This is a genomic window from Pseudomonas sp. JQ36, from assembly GCF_053851495.1.
On record NZ_CM132642.1, the window covers coordinates 5635001 to 5658590 of the forward strand.

The 23590-nt window shown below is 58.2% G+C and carries 17 protein-coding genes and 2 rRNA genes (1 of these 19 only partly in view); 11 read left to right on the forward strand and 8 right to left on the reverse strand.

Features of this window, described 5'->3' with window-relative positions:
* The 8 genes from ACS4NR_RS25390 to ACS4NR_RS25425 form a co-directional block, all read left to right on the forward strand.
* Nucleotides 1–506, forward strand: a 23S ribosomal RNA gene (locus ACS4NR_RS25390); it begins 2386 nt to the left of the window's first position.
* 153 nt (nucleotides 507–659) lie between these two features.
* Nucleotides 660–775: ribosomal RNA gene (gene rrf / locus ACS4NR_RS25395) — 5S ribosomal RNA — on the forward strand.
* 154 nt (nucleotides 776–929) lie between these two features.
* Complete coding sequence (gene recC / locus ACS4NR_RS25400; protein ID WP_456018629.1) at nucleotides 930–4382, forward strand: exodeoxyribonuclease V subunit gamma; 3453 nt, start codon at nucleotides 930–932, stop codon at nucleotides 4380–4382.
* Complete coding sequence (gene recB / locus ACS4NR_RS25405) at nucleotides 4379–8068, forward strand: exodeoxyribonuclease V subunit beta (RefSeq protein WP_456018630.1); 3690 nt, start codon at nucleotides 4379–4381, stop codon at nucleotides 8066–8068. The genes recC and recB overlap by 4 nt, the downstream gene beginning before the upstream one ends.
* Nucleotides 8065–10164, forward strand: a complete 2100-nt coding sequence (gene recD, locus ACS4NR_RS25410; RefSeq protein WP_456018631.1) for an exodeoxyribonuclease V subunit alpha — start codon at nucleotides 8065–8067, stop codon at nucleotides 10162–10164. The genes recB and recD overlap by 4 nt, the downstream gene beginning before the upstream one ends.
* A gap of 120 nt (nucleotides 10165–10284) precedes the next feature.
* Nucleotides 10285–10860 carry a YfiR family protein gene (locus ACS4NR_RS25415; protein ID WP_095139866.1) on the forward strand — a complete coding sequence of 192 codons (576 nt, stop codon included), beginning with the start codon at nucleotides 10285–10287 and terminating at the stop codon, nucleotides 10858–10860.
* Nucleotides 10857–12125: a diguanylate cyclase domain-containing protein gene (locus ACS4NR_RS25420; RefSeq protein WP_253148867.1), complete on the forward strand. Its 1269-nt coding sequence runs from the start codon at nucleotides 10857–10859 to the stop codon at nucleotides 12123–12125. Before ACS4NR_RS25415 ends, ACS4NR_RS25420 begins: the two co-directional genes overlap by 4 nt.
* Nucleotides 12126–12168: 43 nt before the next feature.
* The gene (locus ACS4NR_RS25425; RefSeq protein ID WP_177440039.1) at nucleotides 12169–12624 is read left to right on the forward strand and encodes an OmpA family protein; all 456 of its coding nucleotides are present in this window, start codon (nucleotides 12169–12171) and stop codon (nucleotides 12622–12624) included.
* Here the strand turns inward: ACS4NR_RS25425 and ACS4NR_RS25430 are convergent.
* Complete coding sequence (locus ACS4NR_RS25430; protein ID WP_007962101.1) at nucleotides 12621–13568, reverse strand: LysR family transcriptional regulator; 948 nt, start codon at nucleotides 13566–13568, stop codon at nucleotides 12621–12623. The two genes, ACS4NR_RS25425 and ACS4NR_RS25430, sit on opposite strands and share 4 nt — an antisense overlap.
* Nucleotides 13569–13718: 150 nt before the next feature.
* Here ACS4NR_RS25430 and ACS4NR_RS25435 point away from each other — a divergent pair, with 150 nt between their 5' ends.
* Together ACS4NR_RS25435 and mmsB are read left to right on the forward strand one after the other, a co-directional pair.
* Complete coding sequence (locus ACS4NR_RS25435) at nucleotides 13719–15245, forward strand: CoA-acylating methylmalonate-semialdehyde dehydrogenase (protein WP_456018632.1); 1527 nt, start codon at nucleotides 13719–13721, stop codon at nucleotides 15243–15245.
* Nucleotides 15246–15254: 9 nt separating this feature from the next.
* A complete protein-coding gene (gene mmsB / locus ACS4NR_RS25440; protein WP_456018633.1) occupies nucleotides 15255–16142 on the forward strand; it encodes a 3-hydroxyisobutyrate dehydrogenase in 888 nt (295 codons plus the stop codon).
* 65 nt (nucleotides 16143–16207) lie between these two features.
* Here the strand turns inward: mmsB and ACS4NR_RS25445 are convergent, their stop codons facing one another.
* The 6 genes from ACS4NR_RS25445 to ACS4NR_RS25470 form a co-directional block, all read right to left on the reverse strand.
* On the reverse strand, nucleotides 16208–16975 hold the full coding sequence (locus ACS4NR_RS25445) for an HNH endonuclease (RefSeq protein ID WP_456018634.1): 768 nt from the start codon (nucleotides 16973–16975) through the stop codon (nucleotides 16208–16210).
* Between the two features lie 6 nt (nucleotides 16976–16981).
* On the reverse strand, nucleotides 16982–19432 hold the full coding sequence (locus tag ACS4NR_RS25450) for an AAA family ATPase (RefSeq protein WP_456018635.1): 2451 nt from the start codon (nucleotides 19430–19432) through the stop codon (nucleotides 16982–16984).
* A 327-nt stretch (nucleotides 19433–19759) separates the two neighbouring features.
* The gene (locus ACS4NR_RS25455; protein WP_003221437.1) at nucleotides 19760–20110 is read right to left on the reverse strand and encodes a cupin domain-containing protein; all 351 of its coding nucleotides are present in this window, start codon (nucleotides 20108–20110) and stop codon (nucleotides 19760–19762) included.
* 113 nt (nucleotides 20111–20223) lie between these two features.
* The gene (locus ACS4NR_RS25460) at nucleotides 20224–20595 is read right to left on the reverse strand and encodes a MerR family transcriptional regulator (protein ID WP_086793657.1); all 372 of its coding nucleotides are present in this window, start codon (nucleotides 20593–20595) and stop codon (nucleotides 20224–20226) included.
* 47 nt (nucleotides 20596–20642) lie between these two features.
* Nucleotides 20643–21218, reverse strand: coding sequence for an NAD(P)H-dependent oxidoreductase (locus tag ACS4NR_RS25465; RefSeq protein ID WP_456018636.1), 576 nt, complete (start codon nucleotides 21216–21218; stop codon nucleotides 20643–20645).
* A 2-nt stretch (nucleotides 21219–21220) separates the two neighbouring features.
* Complete coding sequence (locus tag ACS4NR_RS25470; protein ID WP_456018637.1) at nucleotides 21221–22144, reverse strand: LysR substrate-binding domain-containing protein; 924 nt, start codon at nucleotides 22142–22144, stop codon at nucleotides 21221–21223.
* Between the two features lie 214 nt (nucleotides 22145–22358).
* Between ACS4NR_RS25470 and ACS4NR_RS25475 the strand changes: the two genes are divergently transcribed.
* The gene (locus tag ACS4NR_RS25475) at nucleotides 22359–23123 is read left to right on the forward strand and encodes a sulfite exporter TauE/SafE family protein (protein WP_456018638.1); all 765 of its coding nucleotides are present in this window, start codon (nucleotides 22359–22361) and stop codon (nucleotides 23121–23123) included.
* Here the strand turns inward: ACS4NR_RS25475 and ACS4NR_RS25480 are convergent.
* Complete coding sequence (locus ACS4NR_RS25480) at nucleotides 23113–23427, reverse strand: putative quinol monooxygenase (protein WP_027614144.1); 315 nt, start codon at nucleotides 23425–23427, stop codon at nucleotides 23113–23115. The genes ACS4NR_RS25475 and ACS4NR_RS25480 overlap by 11 nt on opposite strands.
* Between the last annotated feature and the right edge of the window lie 163 nt (nucleotides 23428–23590).

Below are 23590 nucleotides of genomic sequence, written 5' to 3' on the forward strand. Positions count from 1 at the left end.
GGTTCTGTATGGAAGGGCCATCGCTCAACGGATAAAAGGTACTCCGGGGATAACAGGCTGATACCGCCCAAGAGTTCATATCGACGGCGGTGTTTGGCACCTCGATGTCGGCTCATCACATCCTGGGGCTGAAGCCGGTCCCAAGGGTATGGCTGTTCGCCATTTAAAGTGGTACGCGAGCTGGGTTTAGAACGTCGTGAGACAGTTCGGTCCCTATCTGCCGTGGACGTTTGAGATTTGAGAGGGGCTGCTCCTAGTACGAGAGGACCGGAGTGGACGAACCTCTGGTGTTCCGGTTGTCACGCCAGTGGCATTGCCGGGTAGCTATGTTCGGGAAAGATAACCGCTGAAAGCATCTAAGCGGGAAACTTGCCTCAAGATGAGATCTCACTGGAACCTTGAGTTCCCTGAAGGGCCGTCGAAGACTACGACGTTGATAGGTTGGGTGTGTAAGCGCTGTGAGGCGTTGAGCTAACCAATACTAATTGCCCGTGAGGCTTGACCATATAACACCCAAGCAATCTGAATGCTCGAAAGAGACCAGATTGCGGTGTGTGAAGACGCAATGAACCGAAAGTTCGCGCTGCTCACAAACACCTGTATCACATACCCGATTTGCTGAAGCGAGGCCAACGTGCCACGAGTCAGTACCCGAATTTCTTGACGACCATAGAGCGTTGGAACCACCTGATCCCATCCCGAACTCAGAAGTGAAACGATGCATCGCCGATGGTAGTGTGGGGTTTCCCCATGTGAGAGTAGGTCATCGTCAAGATTAAATTCCGAAACCCCAATTGCGAAAGCAGTTGGGGTTTTGTTTTGCCCGCAGGAAAGTTCCTACAGCATGCGGTAGGCCCTTCCGGCTGTCACAGCCTGCCGACAGTGCTAAGGTTCTGCCTTGGCTTTTGTACTTTTCCAAGGAAGCTTTTATGCCGGACGCCTCGTCCCTCAACGCTGCATTCATGGTGGTTCAGAGCAATAGCCTGGACGAGCTGCGCAGCCTGGTGGTCAGCATCATGCGGCGTTACCCATTGGCCCCCTTGGAGAATGAAATCGCTCTGGTTCAAAGCAACGGTATAGCCCAATGGCTCAAACTGGCTTTGGCGGAAGATCCTGAAGAGGACGATCTCGGTGGTTGCGGAATAGCCGCTGCCATCGATGTGCAACTTCCAGGCAGTTTCATGTGGCAGCTCTACCGTATGGTCTTGGGCCGAGACGAAATCCCCGCCACATCCTTGCTCGACAAGGCTCCGCTGACCTGGCGGCTGATGCGCCTGTTGCCGCAAGTGATTGATCGCCCCCATTTCGAACCGCTACAACGCTTCCTCACCCATGACACCGACTTGCGCAAGCGCTACCAGTTGTCCGAGCGCCTGGCAGACCTGTTTGACCAATATCAGGTGTATCGGGCCGACTGGCTCGAGGATTGGGCCGAGGGCCGGCATCAGTTACGTAATGTTCGAGGCGAGATAAAGCCACTGGCTCCAGTCAGTTGCTGGCAGGCTGAACTCTGGCGTGCTCTTTTGGAAGATGTCGGTGAGCAAGGCATGGCCCAGAGCCGGGCCGGCGTTCATCAACGATTTATCGAGTGCATAAACTCCCTCGAACATGCACCAGCAGGACTACCCTCGCGGGTGATCGTGTTCGGTATATCCTCGTTGCCCGCCCAAGTGCTTGAAGCGTTGGCCGGACTTGCACGTTTCAGTCAGGTGCTGTTGTGTGTACACAACCCTTGCCGACACCACTGGGCCGATATCGTCGCCGACAAGGATCTGCTACGTCATCAATACAAGCGTCAGAGCCGCAAGAACGGCATGCCGGTCGTACTCGATCCTGAAACGTTGCACCAACATGCTCATCCGCTGCTCGCCGCCTGGGGCAAGCAAGGCCGCGACTATATCAACCTGCTCGACAGTTACGATGACCCCAACAGCTATCGCGCGGCGTTTCGTGACGGTCGCATTGATCTGTTCAGCGAAAATCAGCCACATAACCTGCTCAACCAACTTCAGGACGACATCCTCGAGTTGCGGCCACTCAATGAAACGCGCGAGCTCTGGCCTGCCGTTGACTTGACGCTGGATGGGTCAATCCGCTTCCACATCGCTCACAGTGCCCAGCGCGAGGTGGAAATCCTTCACGACCAGTTACTCGCACGCTTCAGCGCCAATCCGGATCTGCGCCCGCGCGATGTAATTGTGATGGTGCCGGACATCGACAGCTACGCGCCGCATATCCGGGCGGTATTCGGGCAGCTGGATCGACATGATCCACGCTTCATTCCATTTACCTTGGCCGACCAGGGCCAGCGGGGCCGCGATCCGTTGCTGATTGCTGTCGAGCACCTGCTGAAGCTGCCAGATAGTCGTTTCCCGGTGAGCGAGATCCTCGATTTGCTCGACGTCCCTGCGTTGCGCGCCCGATTTGGCGTGCAAGAGCGTGATTTGCCTACTTTGCATCGCTGGATCGAAGGAGCAGGCGTGCGCTGGGGAATGAACGCCGAGCAACGTGCGGGACTGGGTTTGCCGGATGAGCTTGAACAGAACAGCTGGCATTTCGGTCTGCGGCGAATGTTGCTGGGGTACGCAGTTGGCAGCTCCAGCGCCTGTGCCGGTATCGAACCCTATGATGAAATCGGTGGTCTGGATGCTGCGTTGATCGGCCCGTTGGTTGCCCTGCTCGATGCATTGGAACTGGCTCATCACGAACTCACTCAAGTCGCTCAGCCGAAGGTGTGGGGGCAGCGTCTGCAAATCCTGATGCAGCTGTTTTTCAAGGCCAGTAACGAGCACGACGATTATCTGCTCACGCAACTTGAGGAGTTGCGCGAAACCTGGCTGCAGACCTGTGAATCCGTTGGGTTGGTCGATGAATTGCCGCTGACGGTAGTTCGCGAAGCCTGGCTCGCGGGGCTGGATCAGGGGCGTCTGTCCCAGCGTTTTCTCGCCGGCGCAGTAAATTTTTGCACGCTGATGCCCATGCGGGCGATCCCGTTCAAGCTTGTCTGTTTGCTGGGGATGAACGATGGCGATTATCCCCGGGCGCAACCGCCACTGGACTTCGACCTCATGGGCAGTGACTACCGGCCAGGGGACCGTTCCCGGCGTGAAGACGATCGCTATCTGTTGCTCGAGGCGCTCCTGTCTGCGCGCGATCAGCTGTACATCAGTTGGGTCGGACGCAGCATTCGCGACAACAGTGAACGGCCTGCTTCAGTGCTGATCGGCCAGTTGCGCGATCACCTCGCCAGTGGCTGGCGGTCGCTCGATGAGCAACAGGATCTGTTGACCTCCATGACCGAGGAGCACCCCCTGCAACCGTTCAGTTCGCGCTATTTCCATGAAGGCGATCAACTATTCAGTTATGCCCGTGAATGGCAGGTTTTGCACCAGGTGCATGCGCCACAAGATGAGGCGGATCTACTCGCGCCCCATGTTCAGGAGGAGCCGCTGAGTCTGGCTCTTCTGCAGGATTTCTTGCGTAACCCGGTCCGGCACTTTTTCACGCAGCGCCTCAAAGTGTACTTCGAGGCCGCCGAGGCGCCCCTGGCTGACGAAGAACCGTTCGTGCTGGACGCATTGCAACGCTACACACTGAGCGACAGCCTGCTCGAAGCCGCACTCCGGCAGCCGGACAATATCAATCGGGCACTCGAAGATCAGGCGCGGCGTTTGCAAAACAGCGGATTGTTGCCCATGGCCGGCTTCGGCGAATGCCTGCAACGAGAGTTGATCGAGCCGTTACCGGACTTGCTGCAACGTTACCAACAACTTCTGGTGTTATGGCCGACACCATTGACCAGCGCGCTCCCCGTCAGTCTTGACTTGCAGGGCGTGCGTGTTGAAGGCTGGCTCGCCGGTTTGCATCAACGCGCTGACGGTGGCGTGTTGTCGGTCACGACCATTCCCAACAGCATCGGCTCGATCAAGAGTCGAAAATGGCATCGATTGATCAAGCCCTGGGTCAATCACCTGGTGGCCTGCGCCAGCGGACTTACCCTGACCACGGCACTGGTGGCGAGTGACGATACGCTGTTGCTTGAGCCGCTGGAGAAGGATCGAGCGGTTCGTTTTCTGGGTGATCTGCTGCTCGCCTGGCAGGCCGGCATGCGCCAGCCGTTACCGATCGCGGTCAAGACAGCCTTCGCCTGGCTCGCGCAGACTGATCCGCTCAAGGCTGAGGCGGCTGCCAGAAAAGCCTACGAAGGCGACGGCCAGACCAGTGACGGTGAGCGCCGTGAAAGCCCTGCGCTGTCACGCCAATTCGCCGACTTTGACGCATTGATTGCCGACGAAACATTCTCCGGTTGGTGCGACGCGTTGTATCGCCCCCTGTTTGAGGCGCCATGGCGCTCATTGGCCAGCGAAGGAGCGCGCGCATGAGTACCAAAACACCGCTGGCTCTGGCCTTCCCGCTGCACGGCAGTCAACTCATCGAAGCCAGTGCCGGTACCGGCAAGACCTTTACCATTTCTGCCCTCTATCTGCGGCTGATCCTTGGCCACGGCGGCGAATCGAGTGGCTTCGGCCGTGAGCTGCTGCCCCCGCAGATTCTTGTGGTGACCTTCACCGATGCCGCCACCAAGGAGCTGCGTGAAAGAATCCGTACGCGGCTGGCCGAGGCCGCGCGGTTTTTCCGTGAAGAAACCCCGGCGCCGGATGGCTTGATTGCCGAGCTGCGCGAGCAGTTTGACCCGGCACAATGGCGCGGTTGCGCCAATCGCCTGGACATCGCTGCGCAATGGATGGATGAAGCGGCCGTCTCCACCATCCACAGTTGGTGCCAGCGCATGCTGCGCGAACACGCGTTCGACAGCGGCAGCCTGTTTACCCAGTCCCTGGAAACCGATCACAGCGATCTGCTCGGTGAAGTGCTGCGCGATTACTGGCGACTGTTCTGTTATCCGATGCAGGGCGACGCGCTGAACTGGGTTCGCGCTAACTGGGGCGGGCCGGCAGCGTTGTTGTCACGAGTGCGCGGCCTGTTTGGCAGCGAGCGCGACAGTGATGACGGCAAGGCCCCCGCAGAATTGATCAATGAGTGTCTGCAAGAACGGCGTGCCGCGTTGCTCGAGCTGAAGATGCCGTGGCGTCAGTGGGCCGATGAGCTGCTGGTGATCTGTCACGAAGGCGTTGCGAGCAAAGCCGTCGACGGACGCAAGATGCAGGCGCGCTACTTCGAGCCCTGGTTCGAGAAACTCAAGGCGTGGGCCGAAGACGAGGCCATGGAGCAACTGGACATCGGCACCGGTTTCACCCGATTGACCCCTGACGGAATGGCCGAAGCCTGGAAGGGCCAGGCACCGAGTCATCCGGGTCTCGACGCGATGCCGGAGCTCAAGTCGAGCCTCGACGCGCTTCCCACCCCCGATGCCGCCGTATTGCAACATGCGGCGAGATGGGTGGGCGCGCGTTTTGAGGAAGAGAAGCGTCGTCGTGCGGAAATGGGTTTCGACGACATGCTGTTGCGCCTCGATGCGGCGTTGCAATCCGACAGCGGCGAGCGCCTTGCTGCGGTGATCCGCGAGCAGTTTCCGGTTGCTCTGATCGATGAGTTTCAGGACACCGACCCGGTGCAATACCGGATCTTCGAGAGCATCTACCGCATCGAGGACAACAGTCCGGAGACCGGTCTGTTTCTGATCGGCGACCCCAAGCAGGCGATTTACGCGTTCCGTGGCGCCGATATCTACACCTACCTGCGTGCGCGTCAGGCCACTACCGGCCGCCTGCATACGCTGGGCACCAACTTCCGCTCCAGCCATGGCATGGTCAACGCGGTCAATCACGTATTCGAGCGCGCCGAGTCCCGCGAGCAGGGACGCGGCGCGTTTTTGTTTCGGGAAAAAACCGGGGAAAATCCGGTGCCGTTCCAGCCTGTTGAGTCTCAGGGGCGCAAAGAGCGGCTGCAGATCGCCGGCCACGATGTCGCGGCACTGAATGTCTGGCACCTGTCGACGGATCAGCCGTTGTCGGGCGCATTCTATCGCCAGCAGTTGGCCGCGGCCTGTGCCAGCGAAATCACTGCATTGCTCAATGGCGGGCAAACCGGTGCGGCGGGATTTGTCCGCGACGGAGAAGACTTCAGAGGCTTGCGGCCCTCTGACATTGCGATTCTGGTGCGCGACGGCAAAGAGGCCCAAGCCGTACGCGCAGAACTTGCGGCCCGTGGCGTGCGCAGCGTTTACCTGTCGGACAAGGACTCGGTGTTCGCCGCCCAGGAAGCGCATGATCTGCTGTCCTGGCTCAAGGCCTGCGCGGAGCCGGATGTCGAGCGCTCTCTGAAGGCTGCGCTGGCCTGCATCACCCTCAATCTGCCGTTGGCTGAACTGGAACGATTGAATCAGGACGAGTTGGTCTGGGAAGCCCGGGTCATGCAGTTTCGTGGCTATCGCGAACTGTGGCGCAAGCAAGGTGTGTTGCCGATGTTACGGCGCCTGCTGCACGACTTTCACCTGCCGCAAACGCTGATCGCGCGCAGTGATGGCGAGCGGGTACTGACCAACCTTTTGCATTTATCGGAACTGATGCAGCAGGCTGCCGCTGAGCTTGATGGCGAGCAAGCGCTGATTCGTCATCTGGCCGAGCTTCTTGCGTTGTCCGGTCAGGCCGGCGAAGAGCAGATATTGCGTCTGGAGAGTGACGAGCAATTGGTCAAGGTCGTGACCATTCACAAATCCAAAGGGCTTGAGTATCCGTTGGTGTTCCTGCCGTTCATCTGCTCGGCAAAACCGGTGGATGGCAGTCGCTTGCCGCTGCATTACCACGATGCCTCCGGCAAAGCCCAAGTGACGCTTAAGCCGACTGCCGAATTGATCGCCCTGGCGGATGACGAGCGTCTGGCCGAGGACCTGCGTCTGCTCTACGTCGCCCTGACTCGCGCGCAACATGCCTGCTGGCTGGGTGTCACGGACCTCAAACGCGGTAATAACAACAGTTCGGTGCTTCATCTTTCGGCGCTTGGCTATCTGCTGGGTGGCGGCGCAAGGCTGGATGAGTCAACCGGCCTGAGCCGTTGGCTGCAGGATTTGCAACAGAACTGCACGGCCATCAGCTTGGGTGAGTTGCCTCAAGCCACTCAGGAGATCTACCGGCCCGAGCGCAACGAAGCGATCCTCAGCGCTACATTGGTGCCCAAGCGCAAGGCCAGCGAAAACTGGTGGATTGCCTCCTACAGTGCTTTGCGCATCAGTGACGTGTTGAGCGTGGGCAGCGATGAGGCGCCGGACAGCCCACAAGCGCAAAAACTGTTTGATGATGAACGTCTCGACCCGGATGCACCGCGCGAGATCGTGGCCGGTGGCGCCGATATTCATCGTTTTCCTCGCGGCCCGAACCCGGGCACCTTCCTCCATGGTCTGCTGGAATGGGCTGGAGACGAAGGTTTTGCCGTTCCTTTTGAAACGCTCAAGGATGCGATTGGCCGGCGCTGCAACCTGCGCGGTTGGGAGGGGTGGATCACTACGCTGAGTGACTGGCTGCAACACTTGCTCAAGTCGCCGCTGCCAGCAGGTGGCGGACAGCCTCCGGTGGTTCTCGAGCAACTCAGACAGTATCGCGTCGAGATGGAGTTCTGGTTCGCCAGCCACAAGGTCGATGTTCTCAAACTCGATGAGTGGGTGCGCCAGTACACCCACAACGGCGTGGCACGAGTAGCCGCCGAGCCAGTACAGCTCAACGGCATGTTCAAAGGCTTCATCGACCTGACCTTCGAACACGAGGGGCGCTACTACGTGGCCGACTACAAATCCAACTGGCTGGGTGTCGACGATGCGGCCTATACCGAGCAAGCCATGGAGCGCTCGATCCTCGACAACCGTTATGACCTGCAATACGTGTTGTATCTTCTGGCCTTGCATCGACAACTGAAGGCGCGGTTGCCTGACTACGATTACGATCGACATGTCGGTGGTGCGTTGTATGTGTACCTGCGCGGGACCCGGGCAGACAGTCGCGGCGTGTATTTTGCGCGGCCGCCGCGCGAACTGATCGAGCGCCTGGATCGCCTTTTCCAGGGCAAGCCTGAACCCAAGGCCGAACCCGCATGGGAACAGGGAGTCCTGCTATGAACCGTACCTTCGCCGATCTGCCATCGGCTATCGACAACCCGTCGAGCCTGGCGCCACTGACCAGTGCCTCGGATCTGCTGATCCTGCTTGATCGCTGGGTCGAGCGAGGCTGGCTTCGTTCGCTGGACAAGGCCTTTGTCGGTTTTCTGTACGAACTCGCGCCCCAGTCCGACCCACTGGTGTTGCTCGCTGCCGCACTGACCAGCCATCAACTGGGGCACGGGCATGTCTGCCTCGACCTGTTCGAAACCCTCAAGGCCCCGGATTTCGCCCTGTCTTTACCTCCCGAAGGTGATGTGCAAAGTGGTGTCTTGCTGCTGCCTTCGCAGTTGCTTGAAACGCTGGATGGCGCCCATTGGTGCAAGTCATTGGCGAGCAGCGCTCTGGTTGCCCTGGCTGCGGACAATAGCGAAGCGGCGCATCAGCGACCGTTGGTGCTGTCCGGCAAGCGTCTGTACCTGCGGCGCTACTGGGCATATGAGCGGCGTATCGATGCGGCGTTACGCACACGTCTGGCGCAAGGCGAAACGCCGCCCGATGACCTGCCCCAGCGTCTCGATGAATTGTTCGGCGCCGCCAGGCCGGGAGCAGTGATCGACTGGCAGAAACTCGCCTGCGCGCTTGCCACTCGGGGAGCCTTCAGCATCATCACGGGCGGTCCGGGAACCGGCAAAACCACCACGGTGGTGCGTCTGCTCGCGCTGCTCCAGGCGCCGGCGGTCGAGGCTGGTCAGCCGTTGCGCATTCGTCTGGCGGCGCCCACGGGCAAGGCTGCTGCGCGGTTGACCGAGTCCATCAGCCAGCAAGTGCAGTCGCTGAAAGTCGCTGAAGCCGTGCGCGAGAAAATCCCTTGTGACGTGACAACCGTGCACCGCCTGCTTGGCAGCCGGCCCGGTACTCGCCACTTCCGCCACCATGCCGGTAACCGCTTGCCGCTGGACGTGCTGGTGGTCGACGAAGCGTCGATGATCGACCTCGAGATGATGGCCAATCTGCTTGATGCCTTGCCATCACATGCGCGTCTGGTATTGCTCGGCGACAAGGATCAGCTCGCTTCGGTGGAGGCCGGTGCAGTGCTCGGCGATCTGTGCCGCGATGCCGAGGCAGGCTGGTATAACCCGCAGACCCGGCAGTGGCTGGAGTCGGTCAGTGGAGAGTCCTTGCAGGACAGTGGCTTGCACGAGGACCGCGACGGCTCGCATCCGCTGGCTCAGCAACTGGTGATGCTGCGCCATTCCCGACGTTTCGGTGAAGGCAGCGGCATAGGTCAGCTGGCGCGGCGGGTCAATCAGCAGTTGCCGGAGGAGGCGCGCCAGTTGCTGACGGCCGGTCACTACGATGACGTGTTTTCCCTGCCGCTCAAGGGCGAACACGATCACACGTTCGAGCGGCTGCTGCTCGACGGTCATGGGGAGGGTCCACAGGGTTATCGTCACTATCTGAATGTCCTGCGCCAACAACGGCCGCCAGCGGATAGACCGCTGGAGCATCCGGACTGGATCAACTGGGCGCGGGAGGTGTTGCAGGCATTCGACACCTTCCAGTTGTTGTGTGCCGTGCGCAAGGGGCCTTGGGGCGTTGAAGGGCTGAATCTGCGGATCACCGAAACGCTGGTCAAGGCACGCCTGATCGAGCATGACCAGCAATGGTACGAAGGCCGGCCGGTGCTGATGACCCGCAACGATTACGGTCTGGGTCTGATGAACGGCGATATTGGCATTGCCCTCAAGTTGCCCGAGCGCGAAGGCCCGGACGCCGGTAAACCGGTGCTGCGCGTTGCCTTTCCGCGTAACGACGGGCAGGGCGGTGTGCGTTTCGTGCTGCCGAGCCGGCTCAACGATGTGGAAACGGTGTACGCGATGACGGTGCATAAATCCCAGGGCTCGGAGTTCGCCCACACCGCGCTGATCCTGCCGGATGCCTTGAATCCGGTGTTGACCAAGGAATTGATCTATACCGGTATTACCCGGGCCAAACACTGGTTCACTTTGATCGAGCCCCGGGCCGGCGTGTTTGAAGAGGCGGTACAGCGCAAGGTCAAGCGCCTGAGCGGATTGATGCTGGAACTGGAGGAAGGTAGCGAGGCTCGGGAATGAAATAACCCGATGTTCGGTACCGATTACTGACCAACTGGTCAGCAGCTGCTGTCTCGCTGGTGTTACTGCGCTGTGCTATCGTTGCGGCATCATTTCGGTACGATCCAAGAGAATCCCTGCATGAAGGTGGCTGTCTGGGCGACAGAGCGCGTGGTTCGCTGCAAGCACGCATTGCTGGTCGGTCTGCTCTGTTTGCTGACAGGCGTTGCCATGGCTCAGCCACAAACGCCCGTGGGCATGGCCGAGCAGCGTGCCCAGTCGGTGACGCAGGTTGTGCTGGGCATCCTCAGTTACGCGCGCTGGCCGGTGGAACCCGCACAATTGCATCTGTGCATCGTCGGCCCCACCGAATACACCGATGACCTGGTCAAAGGCACCACGCAAGCCACTGGTCGTCCGGTCGCTGTGCGCCGACTGCTGGCCGACAACCCGGCGATCGTCAGCGAATGCGATGCGGTGTACATCGGCAAACTCACCGCAGATGAACGCAGTCGGCTGTTCACTTCATTGATCGGCCATCCGGTGCTGAGCATCAGCGAAGGTGGCGATCAGTGCACGGTCGGCAGCCTGTTCTGCCTGCGGGTCGGCGATCAGCAAGTATCCTTCGAGGTCAATCTCGACTCCGTCGCCCGCAGCGGCGTACGCATTCACCCAAGCGTACTGCAGTTGTCGCGCCGCAAACCGGCGGCACCATGAAGCTGTTTCGTTCCAGGAGCCGCCCCACACTGGGCTCGGTCATCGGCCGCGGCCATTTGATTGTCGCGCTGGTGGCCGTGACGATGGCCAGCGTGTCGCTGACCCTTCTGGGCGTTCTCGCACTGCGGGTGTACGCCGATCACAACCTGCACCTGATTGCACGTTCGATCAGCTACACCGTGGAAGCGGCGGTGGTGTTCAACGACAAGGACGCCGCCACCGAAGCGCTGGCCTTGATCGCGTCCACCGAAGAGGTGGCGGATGCCCAGGTGTTCGATACACAGGGGCAGTTGCTGGCGCGTTGGCAGCGGCCCGAAAACGGTCTGTTTTCCCAACTGGAAATGCAGGTTGCCCGGACCATTCTGGAAAAGCCGATCAGCCTGCCGATCGTGCATCAGGACCGTGAAATCGGGCGTATTCTGCTGGTCGGTCACGGCGGCAGCCTGATGCGCTTTTTGCTCAGCGGTCTGGCGGGGATCATTCTTTGCACCGCGATCAGTGCCTGGGTCGCGCTGTATCTGGCGCGCCGGCAGTTGCGCAGCATTACCGGCCCGCTTCGCAGCCTCGCGGCGGTGGCCCACGCCGCCCGCAGCGAGCGTGCGCTGGATCGCCGGGTTCCACCGGCGCAGATCGCCGAGCTCGACAACCTCGGCAACGACTTCAATGCCCTGCTCGACGAGCTCGAATCCTGGCAAACCCACCTGCAAAGCGAGAACGAAACCCTCGCCCATCAGGCCAGCCACGATAGCCTCACCGGTTTGCCCAACCGGGCGTTTTTCGAGGGCCGATTGGTTCGTGCGTTGCGCAACGCCGGCAAGCTCAATGAGCGGGTCGCGGTGATGTTTCTCGACAGTGATCGTTTCAAAGGCATCAATGACAACTTCGGTCACGCCGCTGGCGATGCGGTGCTGGTAGCGGTCGCCAATCGGATCCGCGCGCAACTGCGTGAAGACGATCTGGTGGCGCGGCTTGGCGGCGACGAGTTCGCCGTACTGCTCGCGCCGCTGCACAAGGTCGAAGACGCCGAGCGCATTGCCGACCAGATTCTCGCCAGCATGGACATGCCCATCGCGCTGCCGGGCGACACCAGTGTGGTGACGTCGCTCAGTATCGGCATTGCGGTTTTCCCCGATCATGGCGCCACGCCAAGTGCCTTGCTCAACGCCGCCGACGCCGCGATGTACCAGGCCAAGCGCCTGTCGCGTGGCGCTCAATTCACTGCCGGGTCGGAGAGCCCGGTCGTCAATCTGCAAACCAGGAGCTGATTCCGTGTTCACATTTCCCGCTCGATTGTTTTCCGCCTTGCTGATGATCGCCGTACTGGCGCTGACCGGGTGCCAGACTGCACCGCAAAAAGGCCTGACCCCGGCGCAGATCGCCGTCCTCAAGCAACAAGGCTTCGAGGCGACCGACGAGGGCTGGGAGTTTGGCTTGTCCGGCAAAGTGCTGTTTGGCAGCGATATCGAAAGCCTGAACAACCAGAGCACGGAAATCGTCGAACGCATCGGCAAGGCGCTGCACGGCGTCGGTATCGAGCGCGTACGCGTCGACGGACATACCGATGCCTCGGGCAAGGAAACCTACAACCAGCAACTGTCGCTGCGTCGGGCCAAAAGTGTGGCCAAAGTGCTGACCACCGTCGGCATGAAGGAAGAAAACATTCAGTTGCGCGGACTGGGCAGCAGCGAGCCGGTGGCGTCCAACAATACCCCGGCAGGACGCACCGAAAATCGCCGGGTGTCGATTGTGGTCAGCGCCGATTAATCGGCAAACCGCATCTCGCGGGTCTGCCCCATCAGCAGGCCCTGATTGCGCTCGGTCACCTCGCGGATGTAATCCCACAACAGGGTGATCCGCTTCAACTTCCTCAGATCCTCCCGGCAGTACATCCAGAACTGCCGGGTGATGTCGATTTCTTCGGGCAGCACTGGCAGCAGGCGCGGATCCTGCGCCGCGAGGAAGCACGGCAGAATCGCCAGTGAACGCCCTTGCTGCGCTGCGACGAATTGCGCGATCACGCTGGTGCTGCGCAGGTTTGCGCTGGCGCCGGGCAGCACGTTCGCCAGGTACAGCAGCTCCGAGCTGAACGCCAGGTCATCCACGTAACTGATGAATTGATGCTTGCCCAAATCGGCCGGGCGGCGGATCGGTGGGTGCTGGTCGAGATAGTCCTGGGTCGCGTACAGCTGCAAGCGGTAGTCGCAGAGTTTGCAGCACACGTACGGCCCATGCTCCGGGCGCTCCAGGGCAATGACGATGTCGGCTTCGCGTTTGGACAGGCTGATGAAGTGCGGCAGCGGCAGGATGTCCACCGAGATCGCCGGGTAGGCGTCGACGAAGTGGCTCAATTGCGGGGTGATGAAAAAGCTGCCGAAACCTTCGGTGCAGCCCATGCGTACATGCCCGGAAAGCGCCACACCAGAGCCCGAGACCTGCTCGCAAGCCATGTGCAACGTGCTTTCGATCGACTCGGCATAACCCAGCAGGCGCTGGCCTTCGGTGGTCAGCACAAAACCGCTGGTGCGTGATTTCTCGAACAGCAGCGTACCCAACGCCGCTTCCAGCGAACTGATGCGTCGCGACACGGTGGTGTAGTCGACGGCGAGCCGTTTGGCCGCGGTGCTGGCCTTGCGGGTGCGGGCGACTTCGAGGAAAAACTTCAGGTCGTCCCAGTTCAGCGACCCCAGGGAGGTGATGTTTTTTTGCATGATGGACGGGCTTATATGTGCGTTCTTATTAGAAGTTTGCACATCTATACTCCAAAAACAGTCCGACAACCAATTCGTGACACACGCCTCATCTCAAGGCGAACCCTTTCGCCTTGGCTCCTACGATAAAAACAAGTTTCGGAGACCAGCATGAACGCATCGCTTACGCCCAACGAAACCACGGTCCAGAAGGTCAAGCTGCTGATCGACGGCGAGTGGGTCGAATCGCAGACCACCGAGTGGCACGACATCGTCAACCCGGCGACCCAGCAATTGCTGGCCAAGGTGCCGTTCGCCACCGCCGCTGAAGTCGATGCCGCCATCAGCGCCGCGCATCGCGCGTTCCAGACCTGGAAACTGACCCCGATCGGCGCGCGCATGCGCATCATGCTCAAGCTGCAGGCGCTGATCCGTGAGCACTCCAAACGCATCGCCGTGGTGCTGAGCGCCGAGCAGGGCAAGACCATTGCCGACGCCGAGGGCGACATTTTCCGTGGCCTGGAAGTGGTCGAACACGCCTGTTCCATCGGCACTCTGCAAATGGGCGAGTTCGCCGAAAACGTGGCGGGCGGCGTCGATACCTACACTCTGCGCCAGCCGATCGGCGTGTGCGCCGGCATCACCCCGTTCAACTTCCCGGCGATGATTCCGTTGTGGATGTTCCCGATGGCGATCGCCTGCGGCAACACCTTTGTGCTCAAGCCTTCGGAACAGGATCCGCTGTCGACCATGCTGCTGGTGGAGCTGGCGATTGAGGCGGGCGTTCCGGCGGGCGTGCTCAACGTCGTGCACGGCGGCAAGGACGTGGTTGATGGCCTGTGCACCCACAAGGACATCAAAGCCGTATCGTTCGTTGGTTCGACCGCCGTCGGTACGCACGTTTACGACCTGGCCGGCAAGCACGGCAAACGCGTGCAATCGATGATGGGCGCGAAGAACCATGCCGTGGTGCTGCCGGACGCCAATCGCGAGCAAGCGTTGAATGCCTTGGTCGGCGCCGGTTTCGGTGCAGCCGGGCAACGGTGCATGGCCACTTCGGTGGTGGTGCTGGTCGGCGCGGCGAAACAATGGCTGCCGGACCTGAAAGTGCTGGCGCAGAAACTCAAGGTCAACGCCGGCAGCGAGGCGGGCACCGATGTGGGGCCGGTGATCTCGAAGAAAGCCAAGGCGCGGATTCTCGAGCTGATCGAAAGCGGCATCAAGGAAGGCGCCAAGCTTGAGCTCGATGGTCGCGACATCAAGGTGCCGGGCTACGAGCAAGGCAACTTCGTCGGCCCGACCCTGTTCTCGGGCGTGACCACTGACATGCAGATCTACACCCAGGAAATCTTCGGCCCGGTGCTGGTGGTGCTGGAAGTCGACACCCTCGATCAGGCCATCGCGCTGGTCAACGCCAACCCGTTCGGCAACGGCACGGGCCTGTTTACCCAGAGCGGTGCGGCGGCGCGCAAATTCCAGAGCGAAATCGACGTCGGCCAGGTCGGTATCAACATCCCGATTCCAGTGCCGGTGCCGTTCTTCAGCTTCACCGGTTCCCGTGGTTCGAAACTCGGCGACCTCGGCCCGTACGGCAAGCAAGTGGTGCAGTTCTACACCCAGACCAAAACGGTCACGGCGCGCTGGTTCGATGACGACAGCGTCAACGACGGCGTGAACACCACCATCAACCTGCGCTGAGGACTGGCCATGAAAATCGCATTTATCGGTCTGGGCAACATGGGCGCGCCGATGGCGCGCAACCTGATCAAGGCCGGCCATTCACTGAATCTGGTCGACCTGAACAAGACGGTGCTGGCGGAACTCAAGCAACTGGGCGGCACCATCCGCGCCTCGGCCCGGGAAGCAGCCGAAGACGCCGAACTGGTGATCACCATGCTCCCGGCGGCGGTGCATGTGCGTAGCGTCTGGCTCGGTGAGGACGGTGTGCTGGCCGGTATCGGCAAAGGCGTGCCGGCGGTGGATTGCAGCACCATCGATCCGCAGACCGCCCGCGATGTGGCCGCCGCTGCCGCCAAACAAGGCGTGGCCATGGCCGATGCACCGGTCTCCGGCGGTACTGGCGGCGCGACTGCTGGCACGCTGACCTTCATGGTCGGCGCCACCCCGGAACTGTTCGCTACCCTGCAACCAGTGCTGGCGCAGATGGGCCGCAACATCGTGCATTGCGGCGAAGTCGGCACCGGGCAGATCGCCAAGATCTGCAACAACCTGCTGCTGGCGATCTCGATGGTCGGTGTCAGCGAAGCCATGGCGCTGGGCGATGCACTGGGGATCGACACCTCGGTGCTGGCCGGGATCATCAACAGCTCGACCGGGCGTTGCTGGAGTTCGGAAATGTACAACCCGTGGCCGGGCATCGTCGAAACGGCGCCGGCCTCGCGCGGTTATACCGGCGGGTTTGGTGCCGAACTGATGCTCAAGGATCTGGGGCTGGCAACCGAAGCGGCGCGTCAGGCGCACCAACCGGTGGTGCTCGGCGCGGTGGCGCAGCAGTTGTATCAGGCGATGAGCCAGCGTGGGGACGGCGGGAAAGACTTCTCGGCGATCATCAACAGCTATCGAAAACTCGAATAGTTATTTCAGATCAGGAGTCATGCGTAAAGCAAGGCTCCTGAGAATCTGAGTGCGATATTGTGCCGTTAAATACTTTCTTCTAAAGAATCATTCAGAGTATTTATAAACCTGGAGACGGATGTCAGATTCAAGTCCTCTGCCTTGTCTAAGAAACTGTCGAGTTTTATCAGCGCTGGCGCAATTACTGGGTTGGTGGTGCATAGTGCCTCTTTTGCAGATATGAAACGCAGCAAATTTAAGCATAAGTGCTTGCCCTGAGGTGTTATTCCTCTATAAATCGAAAAAGCCGTTCCATTGGTTTCAATTCTAAAAAATCTGACATGGCTGTTGTATTCGTGGAAGCGAGGGTGGAAGAAGTCCTCAAAATCCGTAGGCCGGGGGTACGCGAGATCTGTGGGGCTAATATTTCCCCAAGCATGATCACCTTTTTTGCGATTACAGTCGGCACAACAAATACTGAGATTCCAATAGTAAAGTGAAAATTGTGGAAAGGTTTGTCTTGGTAAAATATGCTCGATGGGTTTAGCAGATCCATGGCTCAAAAGTAGCCTTCGGCAATAGCAACAACGGTGCTCTTGCTGTGGACTCAGGAAGTCACGGAATGCGGACTTGATACCTGCCCCATTCAAAGCAGATACGCCTTTTATTTTGGGAGTTGTATAGGCGGACAAAGCCGGCCAGTTATCAGCTTTATTTTTTTTTGAGTCTTTCGCCCAGTTTGTTAAAAGTTCTACGGTCTTGGATATGTGCTTTTTAGTGGCGTGCGATTTTTTTAAGTAGCTCTGGACTTCTTGTCTACGTGCATCTCGGCAGAGTAGCTCGGCTTTTAGCATGCCCTATTAAACCTCCAATTCGTTGAGACGAGACAATTCCTGGATCGCTAGTTTCGCCGAGGAGACGAGTGTTATTTGTGAGTGTGCTGAATAGCTCTTGGCAGGCTCCATTAGCTTTATTATTCTTATGATGTCGTCTAGTTCGGCGATGGCTGAGGAAAATACATCATTGAGTGGGTTTCTGCTGTTGGCTTGTTCTATAGCGTTGGAAACTAGTTGGGCGCAGCGCTCAGGAATTTTTCTGTTGTTTGGTGTGTGTGTTTTAAAATTATCAAAGAGAACACCCTCAACCGTCTTTTTTGATTCTATGGGAAGTAATTCCAGTTTTTGTTTTTGTGCGACAAAGCAAAAATCTTGGGGATAGTTGGCACTCGCTATCAATAATGGAGAGTGTGTCGCCACCACAAAGTCACATTTGAAAGAAGTTGAAATTTTTTCGAGTATAAAAGGTATCGAGTTCTGCCAGCTTACGTGCAGGCTAATTTCGGGTTCGTCAATAAGGAATGTAATGTCTTTTTGTGCGTAACTTAAAACTTTTACAATTAAGCTCAAAATTTGCTGTTCGCCTGAACTCAACTCTAAAAATGGAGTTACCTGGTTGTCGTCCGTCTCTCGCATTAATCCAAGCGTATGGCGCGGACTGGAATAAGTGAATACATCGGCATTGTCAATGGGGTCTGAGCTCAGGGGGAGAAGTATCGGTTCACGACCTCTTACTACTGTTTGCTTGTGCGGTCCGATCAAGTAGTAGTTTCCGGAAAATCCCAGTTCGCTTAGGATGCTGCTGAAGCAAATAAGCTTTTCTTTGTTGCAAAAAATTCCCTTGATGAGTTTGGCTAAGTTTGATGAAGACGAGCTTGTCGATTTGCTTCTGTTTTTTGCGCCAGCGTAGGTGAATGCTGGGTATCTGTAGGGCGGAGTTTTTTCCAGTGGAAATCTGTCAACCATGGCGAATGCTATTCCAACTGATCGTAGTTTAAGCTTGCACAGTTCTTCGACTAGATCGAAAAGTAACAAGCTTTTACCTTCCCCATTGTTTCCTATGACATAGATTCTTTTGTTGTTGTTGTTGTTGTTGTTGTTGTTGTTGTTGTTGTTGTTTGTTTTTTTCAGAAGTTTCTCTACAACTGGAGCAGGGTTGATCTTGGAAAGTATCTTGCTTTCTTTGTCGAGATCGCCAATATGGGATTTCGCAGCGAGTTTGTAGTCGTTATTCCTTATTTCATCTATTTCTACCTCTTTGCAAAGGCCGGGGATGTTTTTATACCCATCGCCGAACTCTCTTTCGAAAATATTGGATGCGATCTTGCTTGAGCGACCTGGTTGGTTTTCAAAGTGGTAAGCACCGCCCTGAGGCCATAGCTCTAGCGCCCAAGATTTTATAATTTCAGCAGAGAACTCCATGTAGCTAAAGTTCTCGCTCTTGTCTAGGCTGCGGAGTGCGGTAGCATCTATAAAAAGTATGGAGTTTCGGTGGTGGTGGGTTTTGTGGGATGTGACAAGTGCGGTTACCAATATCTGCTTTCCAGCTCGATTGAAACTGCTGAACTCGACAACTGCCAGAATTTTTCTACCATCAATCAATCGTTGGCGTAGGTCTCGAGTTATGCCCGGCTTTGTACAGTCAGTCCTAGGGACGATAGTGACAGCGATATCGTAGGAGGTTTTTTTAGTTATTTTTATTAAAGTTTCCAGCGCTGATTTCGGATGTTGGTCAGAAAAAATAAGAGACGAGCCTGTAAGCGGCGCAAAAGGGGGGTCGATAAGTACAAATTGCTTCTGTGGCGAGAAAATGCCCGACAGACTCTGTGTGGTTGTTTTTATATCGAAAGTTGAATATTTCAGATGTAAGTAAAATGCGGTCGAAGTATTGGTTTTTATGATGTCATAGAATTTTGATTCTAAGGACATGAAGTTGCTGCCGGCAGAGCGAAAGAAAAGATCTCCAGCAGTTGGATTGACTTCTGAGATGTAGTCGAATCCAGCTGTAAGTGGAGCTGCAAGATCCGCGGTAAGCGCAGAGTGTTTTCGGATTGCTAGTCCTTCAAATTCAATGGCTAGAGAAATTCCATAATCTAAAGTGTGGCGTATGAATTCATAGGGTAATTGTGCTACTTCGCTTTTTAGTTTGGTGAGCGTCTCTGGTCTGATTAGATCAGGAAGGTTTGCTTTGTAGTTGCAGTCGGGGAAGAACTCCTCAAGAGATTCAAGGAACTCCATCAGCGCTGGATATATGCTTTCGTGGTGGCACTCGTCAAGTTTTGAAGCGGCTATTGCATAGCGATCGTAGGTGAGTTCTTCCGATTGTGCATAATTATGGCGCACGGAGATCATTTTGGCCGACAGCAGAGGCAGTGTCAGCCGTAATATATCAATTGAATCGCGATTGTTGTTTTCAAGTGAGACGTTCAGTGACTTCCAGAATTTAATTGCGTTTTCTACTCGGAGATCTAGCATGTTTCAATCCGTTGAACGATAGGGAGGTATCAAACAGCTGCAGCTGGATAGTTCAGCTTCTAAAAATAGAAAGCGTAGATTATCTGACGATTGCCTCTTCTCCTAGGGCGGGAAGTGGCGATAAGGATTCTTTTCAAGCGATGTCCGTGGAGGAAAATTGTACCGTTGAGGGAGGGGGGCGTAATTGTTGGGGATTATGCTAAACGTAAGTGTCATCTGCTTCCATTGCATTGAGCGCCGGAGGAGGGTAGAAGCGAACCAAATGTATTTCAGCCAATTTGGTTCGCGATTAATTTGTCGGATTTTGAAGTCGGGAAGTACCGTTTTTTAGGCGAAGACGAAGTATTTGCGCACGGTCTCGACCACTTCCCAGGTGCCTTTCATCCCCGGTTCAACCACGAAGATGTCGCCGGCACGCAGGTGGATCGGCGCCATGCCATCCGGGGTGATGATGCAGTAGCCTTCCTGGAAGTGGCAGTACTCCCACTTCACATAATCGACCCGCCACTTGCCCGGGGTGCAGATCCAGGTGCCCATGATCTTGCTGCCGTCTTCGCTGGTGTAGGCGTTGAGGTTGACGGTGTGCGGGTCACCTTCGAGTTTTTCCCATTTGCAGGCATCGAGTACCGGCAGCGGGTGGGTATCGCGCAGAACGGTGATGGGGGCGGTCGCGGTCATGAGAACTCCGGGCAGTGGGCTGATGGCAAAGAAACCAAGTCGCACCCTATAGCGCCCGGTTGCCGCTCAGTTGTCTGTGCTCGACATCGAGCTGCTCAGAAACGCGCAAACCGTCAAAGGTTTTCCAGCGGGCATTCGACCCGCGCCCGTTCAAGGTCGATTTCGAAACCTTCCAGTTGCGCGTATTGCCGCGTCAGCTCAGCGATGCTGCTGTTGATCTCGCGTTTTTTTGCCTCGATAGCCTGTTGGGCCAGATCCCATGGCATGGCCTCGCCATGATGCGCGGCAAAAATCGTCTGCAATTCCCGGAGCCTGAAGCCCATCTCTTTTGCGCATTTGATGAAGATCAGCAGTTCGATGCTTTGTTGGTCGTAGAGGCGATATTTACCTTGGCGCCGGGGCGTGGGCAGCAGACCGATCGACTCGTAGTGGCGAATGCTTTTGATGGTGGTGCCGGCACGTTGCGCGGCTTGGCCGATGTACATAAAAGTCCTTTTTCAATGTGAAACCGTGCGGCGCATTATCGGCAGACTTAGCGGCGGGCGATAGCGTGCGCCTGTTGCAGCCAGCGCTGGCGCTGCCGGTCGCTGGACTTAAGCAGCGGGCCGAAGGTCAGCGTGCGCAGGGGGTTGATACCACAGAACTGCAGGGTGGTCTTGCGCACCTGATGCAGTCCCGGCATCCGGTAGATCCAGCGGTAATACCAGAGTGGCGTGTCCATCGTCACCAGCAAATGCGCGGTGCGCCCCTTGAGCAACTGATCGGGAAAGGGTTTGCCTTTTCGGTATTTGAAGGCGAATCCCGGCAGCAACACCCGATCAAAAAAACCTTTGAGCAGCGCTGGAATGCCGCCCCACCAGATCGGGTAGACCAGCGTCAGATGTTCGGCCCAAAGGATGTCGGATTGCGCGCGGCTCAAGTCTTCTTCCAGCGCTTGAACCTGTTGATACCCCTGGCGCAACACCGGGTCAAAAGCCATCTCTCCCAAGCGTAGCTGACGCACCTGGTGTCCGGCATCGAGCGCTGATTGTGCATAGCGCTCGGCGAGTGCGGCGCAGAAACTCGTCGCGCCGGGATGGCCGAGAATCAGCAGAATGCGTTTGCCCATGGTCATGCTCCTTGCCGTTGAACGCCAAGGATGAAGTCTGCCCCCCAGGGGAGAGTCAAGGCTTGCAGCAAGGCTTTGGCATAACCGGGCAGGACGCTGAAGTCCCGGGCGCAGAGCATCAGCGTGCGGCGGGCCCATGGCTCGTTGAGGGCGATGCTGTTGAATGAGCGCGGCGTCGCGCGTTCAATGGCCGCCAGCGGCACGATGGCGAGGCCGGCGCCTCGGGCGACCATGCGCAGCACCCCTTCGAAACCGTCGGCGCGGATCCGCACCTGCATGCGCGAGCCGCTGTGCAGCGCCTGTTCTTCGAGGTAGATCGCCAGCGCGCTGTCGGTGCTCAGACCGACGAAATCGTAGTGCAAAGCGGCGCTGAAACTGACCTCGGCGGCGTCGGCCAGTGGATGTCCGTGCGGCGCGATCAGTCGCAACGGGTCGTCGCGAAACGGATGGGTCTGCAGATCGGTGGTGTCCACTGCATCGGAGACGATGCCGATATCGGCTGCGCCCTGGCGCAAGGCGTGGATGATGCGGGCGCTGGGCAGTTCCTGCAGATCGATGTCGAGGTTGGGATGCTCGCGCAAAAAGTCCGCGAGCACTTCCGGCAGGTATTCGGTGATCGCCGTGGTGTTGCACAACAGTCGCACCTGTCCTTTGACGCCCTGCGCGTAGTCGGCCAGATCCTGCTGCATGCGTTCGGCCTGTTGCAGGAGGATGCGCGCGTGGTGGGCCAGTGCCTCGCCAGCGGGCGTCGGGCTCACGCCACGGCGGCCGCGCTGCAGGAACTCGGTGCCCAGCGAGGCTTCCATGGCGCGAATACGCGCACTGGCGGCGGCGAGTGACAGATGGCTGCGGGCGGCGCCGGCGGTGATGTTGCCGGCGTCGAGGATGTGCAGGTAGAGGCGCAGGTCGGTGAGGTCGAAGTGCATGGGGCCGCCTGTGGTTTTTGTGGTGTCTGGGCGGGCCTCTTCGCGAGCAAGCCCGCTCCCACAGTGGATCAGTGGTGAATCCAAAACTGTGGGAGCGGGCTTGCTCGCGAAGGGGCCATCAGCCGCAACGCAATTAACAGCCTCTTGTACCGGCAGAGGCAGCCTCAGTATATGGCAGATTTTCAGCGCACCCGCCAAAGCGCACAGTAGCGCCATGAACGCACTCGCAGATTTCTATCAAAACCTCGGCATGGCCCTGTCCCTGTTGGTCATCGCCACCTTCATCATGGCCGGGCTGGTCAAAGGCGTGATCGGCCTCGGCCTGCCCACCGTCGCCATGGGCCTGCTTGGTCTGGCTATGGCGCCGTCGCAGGCAGCCGCGTTGCTGATCATTCCGGCGACGCTGACCAATGTCTGGCAACTGGCGTTCGGCGGGCATTTGAAAGGACTGCTCAAACGCCTGTGGCCGCTGTTGCTGATGATCTTCCTCGGCACCGCCGTCGGCACGTTGTCGATCGGCATGGCGGGTGGGCATTGGGTGGTGCGTGGGCTGGGCGCGGCGTTGCTGCTGTATGCGTTGAGCGGGTTGCTGCTGCCAACGCTGCAGGTCAATCCTCGGCATGAACCGTGGCTCGGTCCGCTGTGCGGGCTAATCACCGGGGGCATCACTTCGGCCACCGGCGTGTTCGTGATTCCGGCGGTGCCGTACCTGCAGGCGCTGGGTTTGCAGCGCGATGAACTGGTGCAGGCGCTGGGCCTGTCGTTCACCTTTTCGACCCTGGCGCTGGCCGGCGGCCTGTTCTGGCGCGGCGCACTGGGCAGTGGCGAATTGAGTGCCTCGCTGCTGGTGCTGATCCCGGCGATGCTGGGCATGGGGTTCGGCCAATGGCTGCGTCAGCGCATCAGCGCCGTGCTGTTCAAGCGGGTGTTCTTTATCGGGTTGGGCGCACTTGGCGCCCATTTGCTGATCAGCGGCTAGCCGACGACGCGCTGAGCATGTCGATCCGACGGATATCGAAATCGCGCTCCAGATACGTCATGCGGTTGTCGAAAAACTCGCGCATGTGCGGCAGGTTCGAATGCACGTCCAGGTGCGCCTGGCTTTCCCAGATCTCGTAGAAGATGAACAGCGTCGGGTCTTCCTTGTCGCGCAGCATGTGGTACTCGATGCAGCCGGGCTCGGCGCGGCTCGGTTCGACATAGGCGCGGAACAGCGCTTCGAAAGCCTCGGCTTTCTCCGGGCGGGTCTTGGCGTGCAGGATGAAACCGTGGCGTTCACTCATCAAAACAACTCCTCAAATGCAGATGGCCGGGAATGCTATTGCAATAATCGGCATTCGATTCGTGCTTTTTGGTCAAATGTATTTTGCGCCGACGCGGCTTATTCCGCGCGAGATGGATGGTTAACCTGCCGCCATTCGTTTTCCCATCTTTCTCCAGCCCAAT

Coding starts and splice junctions, on each gene's coding strand:
- ACS4NR_RS25480 (WP_027614144.1), bottom strand. CDS start 23,427: ATGAGTGAACGCCACGGTTTCATCCTGCACGCCAAGACCCGCCCGGAG.
- ACS4NR_RS25420 (WP_253148867.1), top strand. CDS start 10,857: ATGAAGCTGTTTCGTTCCAGGAGCCGCCCCACACTGGGCTCGGTCATC.
- ACS4NR_RS25465 (WP_456018636.1), bottom strand. CDS start 21,218: ATGGGCAAACGCATTCTGCTGATTCTCGGCCATCCCGGCGCGACGAGT.
- recB (WP_456018630.1), top strand. CDS start 4,379: ATGAGTACCAAAACACCGCTGGCTCTGGCCTTCCCGCTGCACGGCAGT.
- ACS4NR_RS25430 (WP_007962101.1), bottom strand. CDS start 13,568: ATGCAAAAAAACATCACCTCCCTGGGGTCGCTGAACTGGGACGACCTG.
- recC (WP_456018629.1), top strand. CDS start 930: ATGCCGGACGCCTCGTCCCTCAACGCTGCATTCATGGTGGTTCAGAGC.
- ACS4NR_RS25445 (WP_456018634.1), bottom strand. CDS start 16,975: ATGCTAAAAGCCGAGCTACTCTGCCGAGATGCACGTAGACAAGAAGTC.
- ACS4NR_RS25415 (WP_095139866.1), top strand. CDS start 10,285: ATGAAGGTGGCTGTCTGGGCGACAGAGCGCGTGGTTCGCTGCAAGCAC.
- ACS4NR_RS25435 (WP_456018632.1), top strand. CDS start 13,719: ATGAACGCATCGCTTACGCCCAACGAAACCACGGTCCAGAAGGTCAAG.
- ACS4NR_RS25475 (WP_456018638.1), top strand. CDS start 22,359: ATGAACGCACTCGCAGATTTCTATCAAAACCTCGGCATGGCCCTGTCC.
- ACS4NR_RS25470 (WP_456018637.1), bottom strand. CDS start 22,144: ATGCACTTCGACCTCACCGACCTGCGCCTCTACCTGCACATCCTCGAC.
- recD (WP_456018631.1), top strand. CDS start 8,065: ATGAACCGTACCTTCGCCGATCTGCCATCGGCTATCGACAACCCGTCG.
- ACS4NR_RS25425 (WP_177440039.1), top strand. CDS start 12,169: ATGATCGCCGTACTGGCGCTGACCGGGTGCCAGACTGCACCGCAAAAA.
- ACS4NR_RS25455 (WP_003221437.1), bottom strand. CDS start 20,110: ATGACCGCGACCGCCCCCATCACCGTTCTGCGCGATACCCACCCGCTG.
- mmsB (WP_456018633.1), top strand. CDS start 15,255: ATGAAAATCGCATTTATCGGTCTGGGCAACATGGGCGCGCCGATGGCG.
- ACS4NR_RS25460 (WP_086793657.1), bottom strand. CDS start 20,595: ATGTACATCGGCCAAGCCGCGCAACGTGCCGGCACCACCATCAAAAGC.
- ACS4NR_RS25450 (WP_456018635.1), bottom strand. CDS start 19,432: ATGCTAGATCTCCGAGTAGAAAACGCAATTAAATTCTGGAAGTCACTG.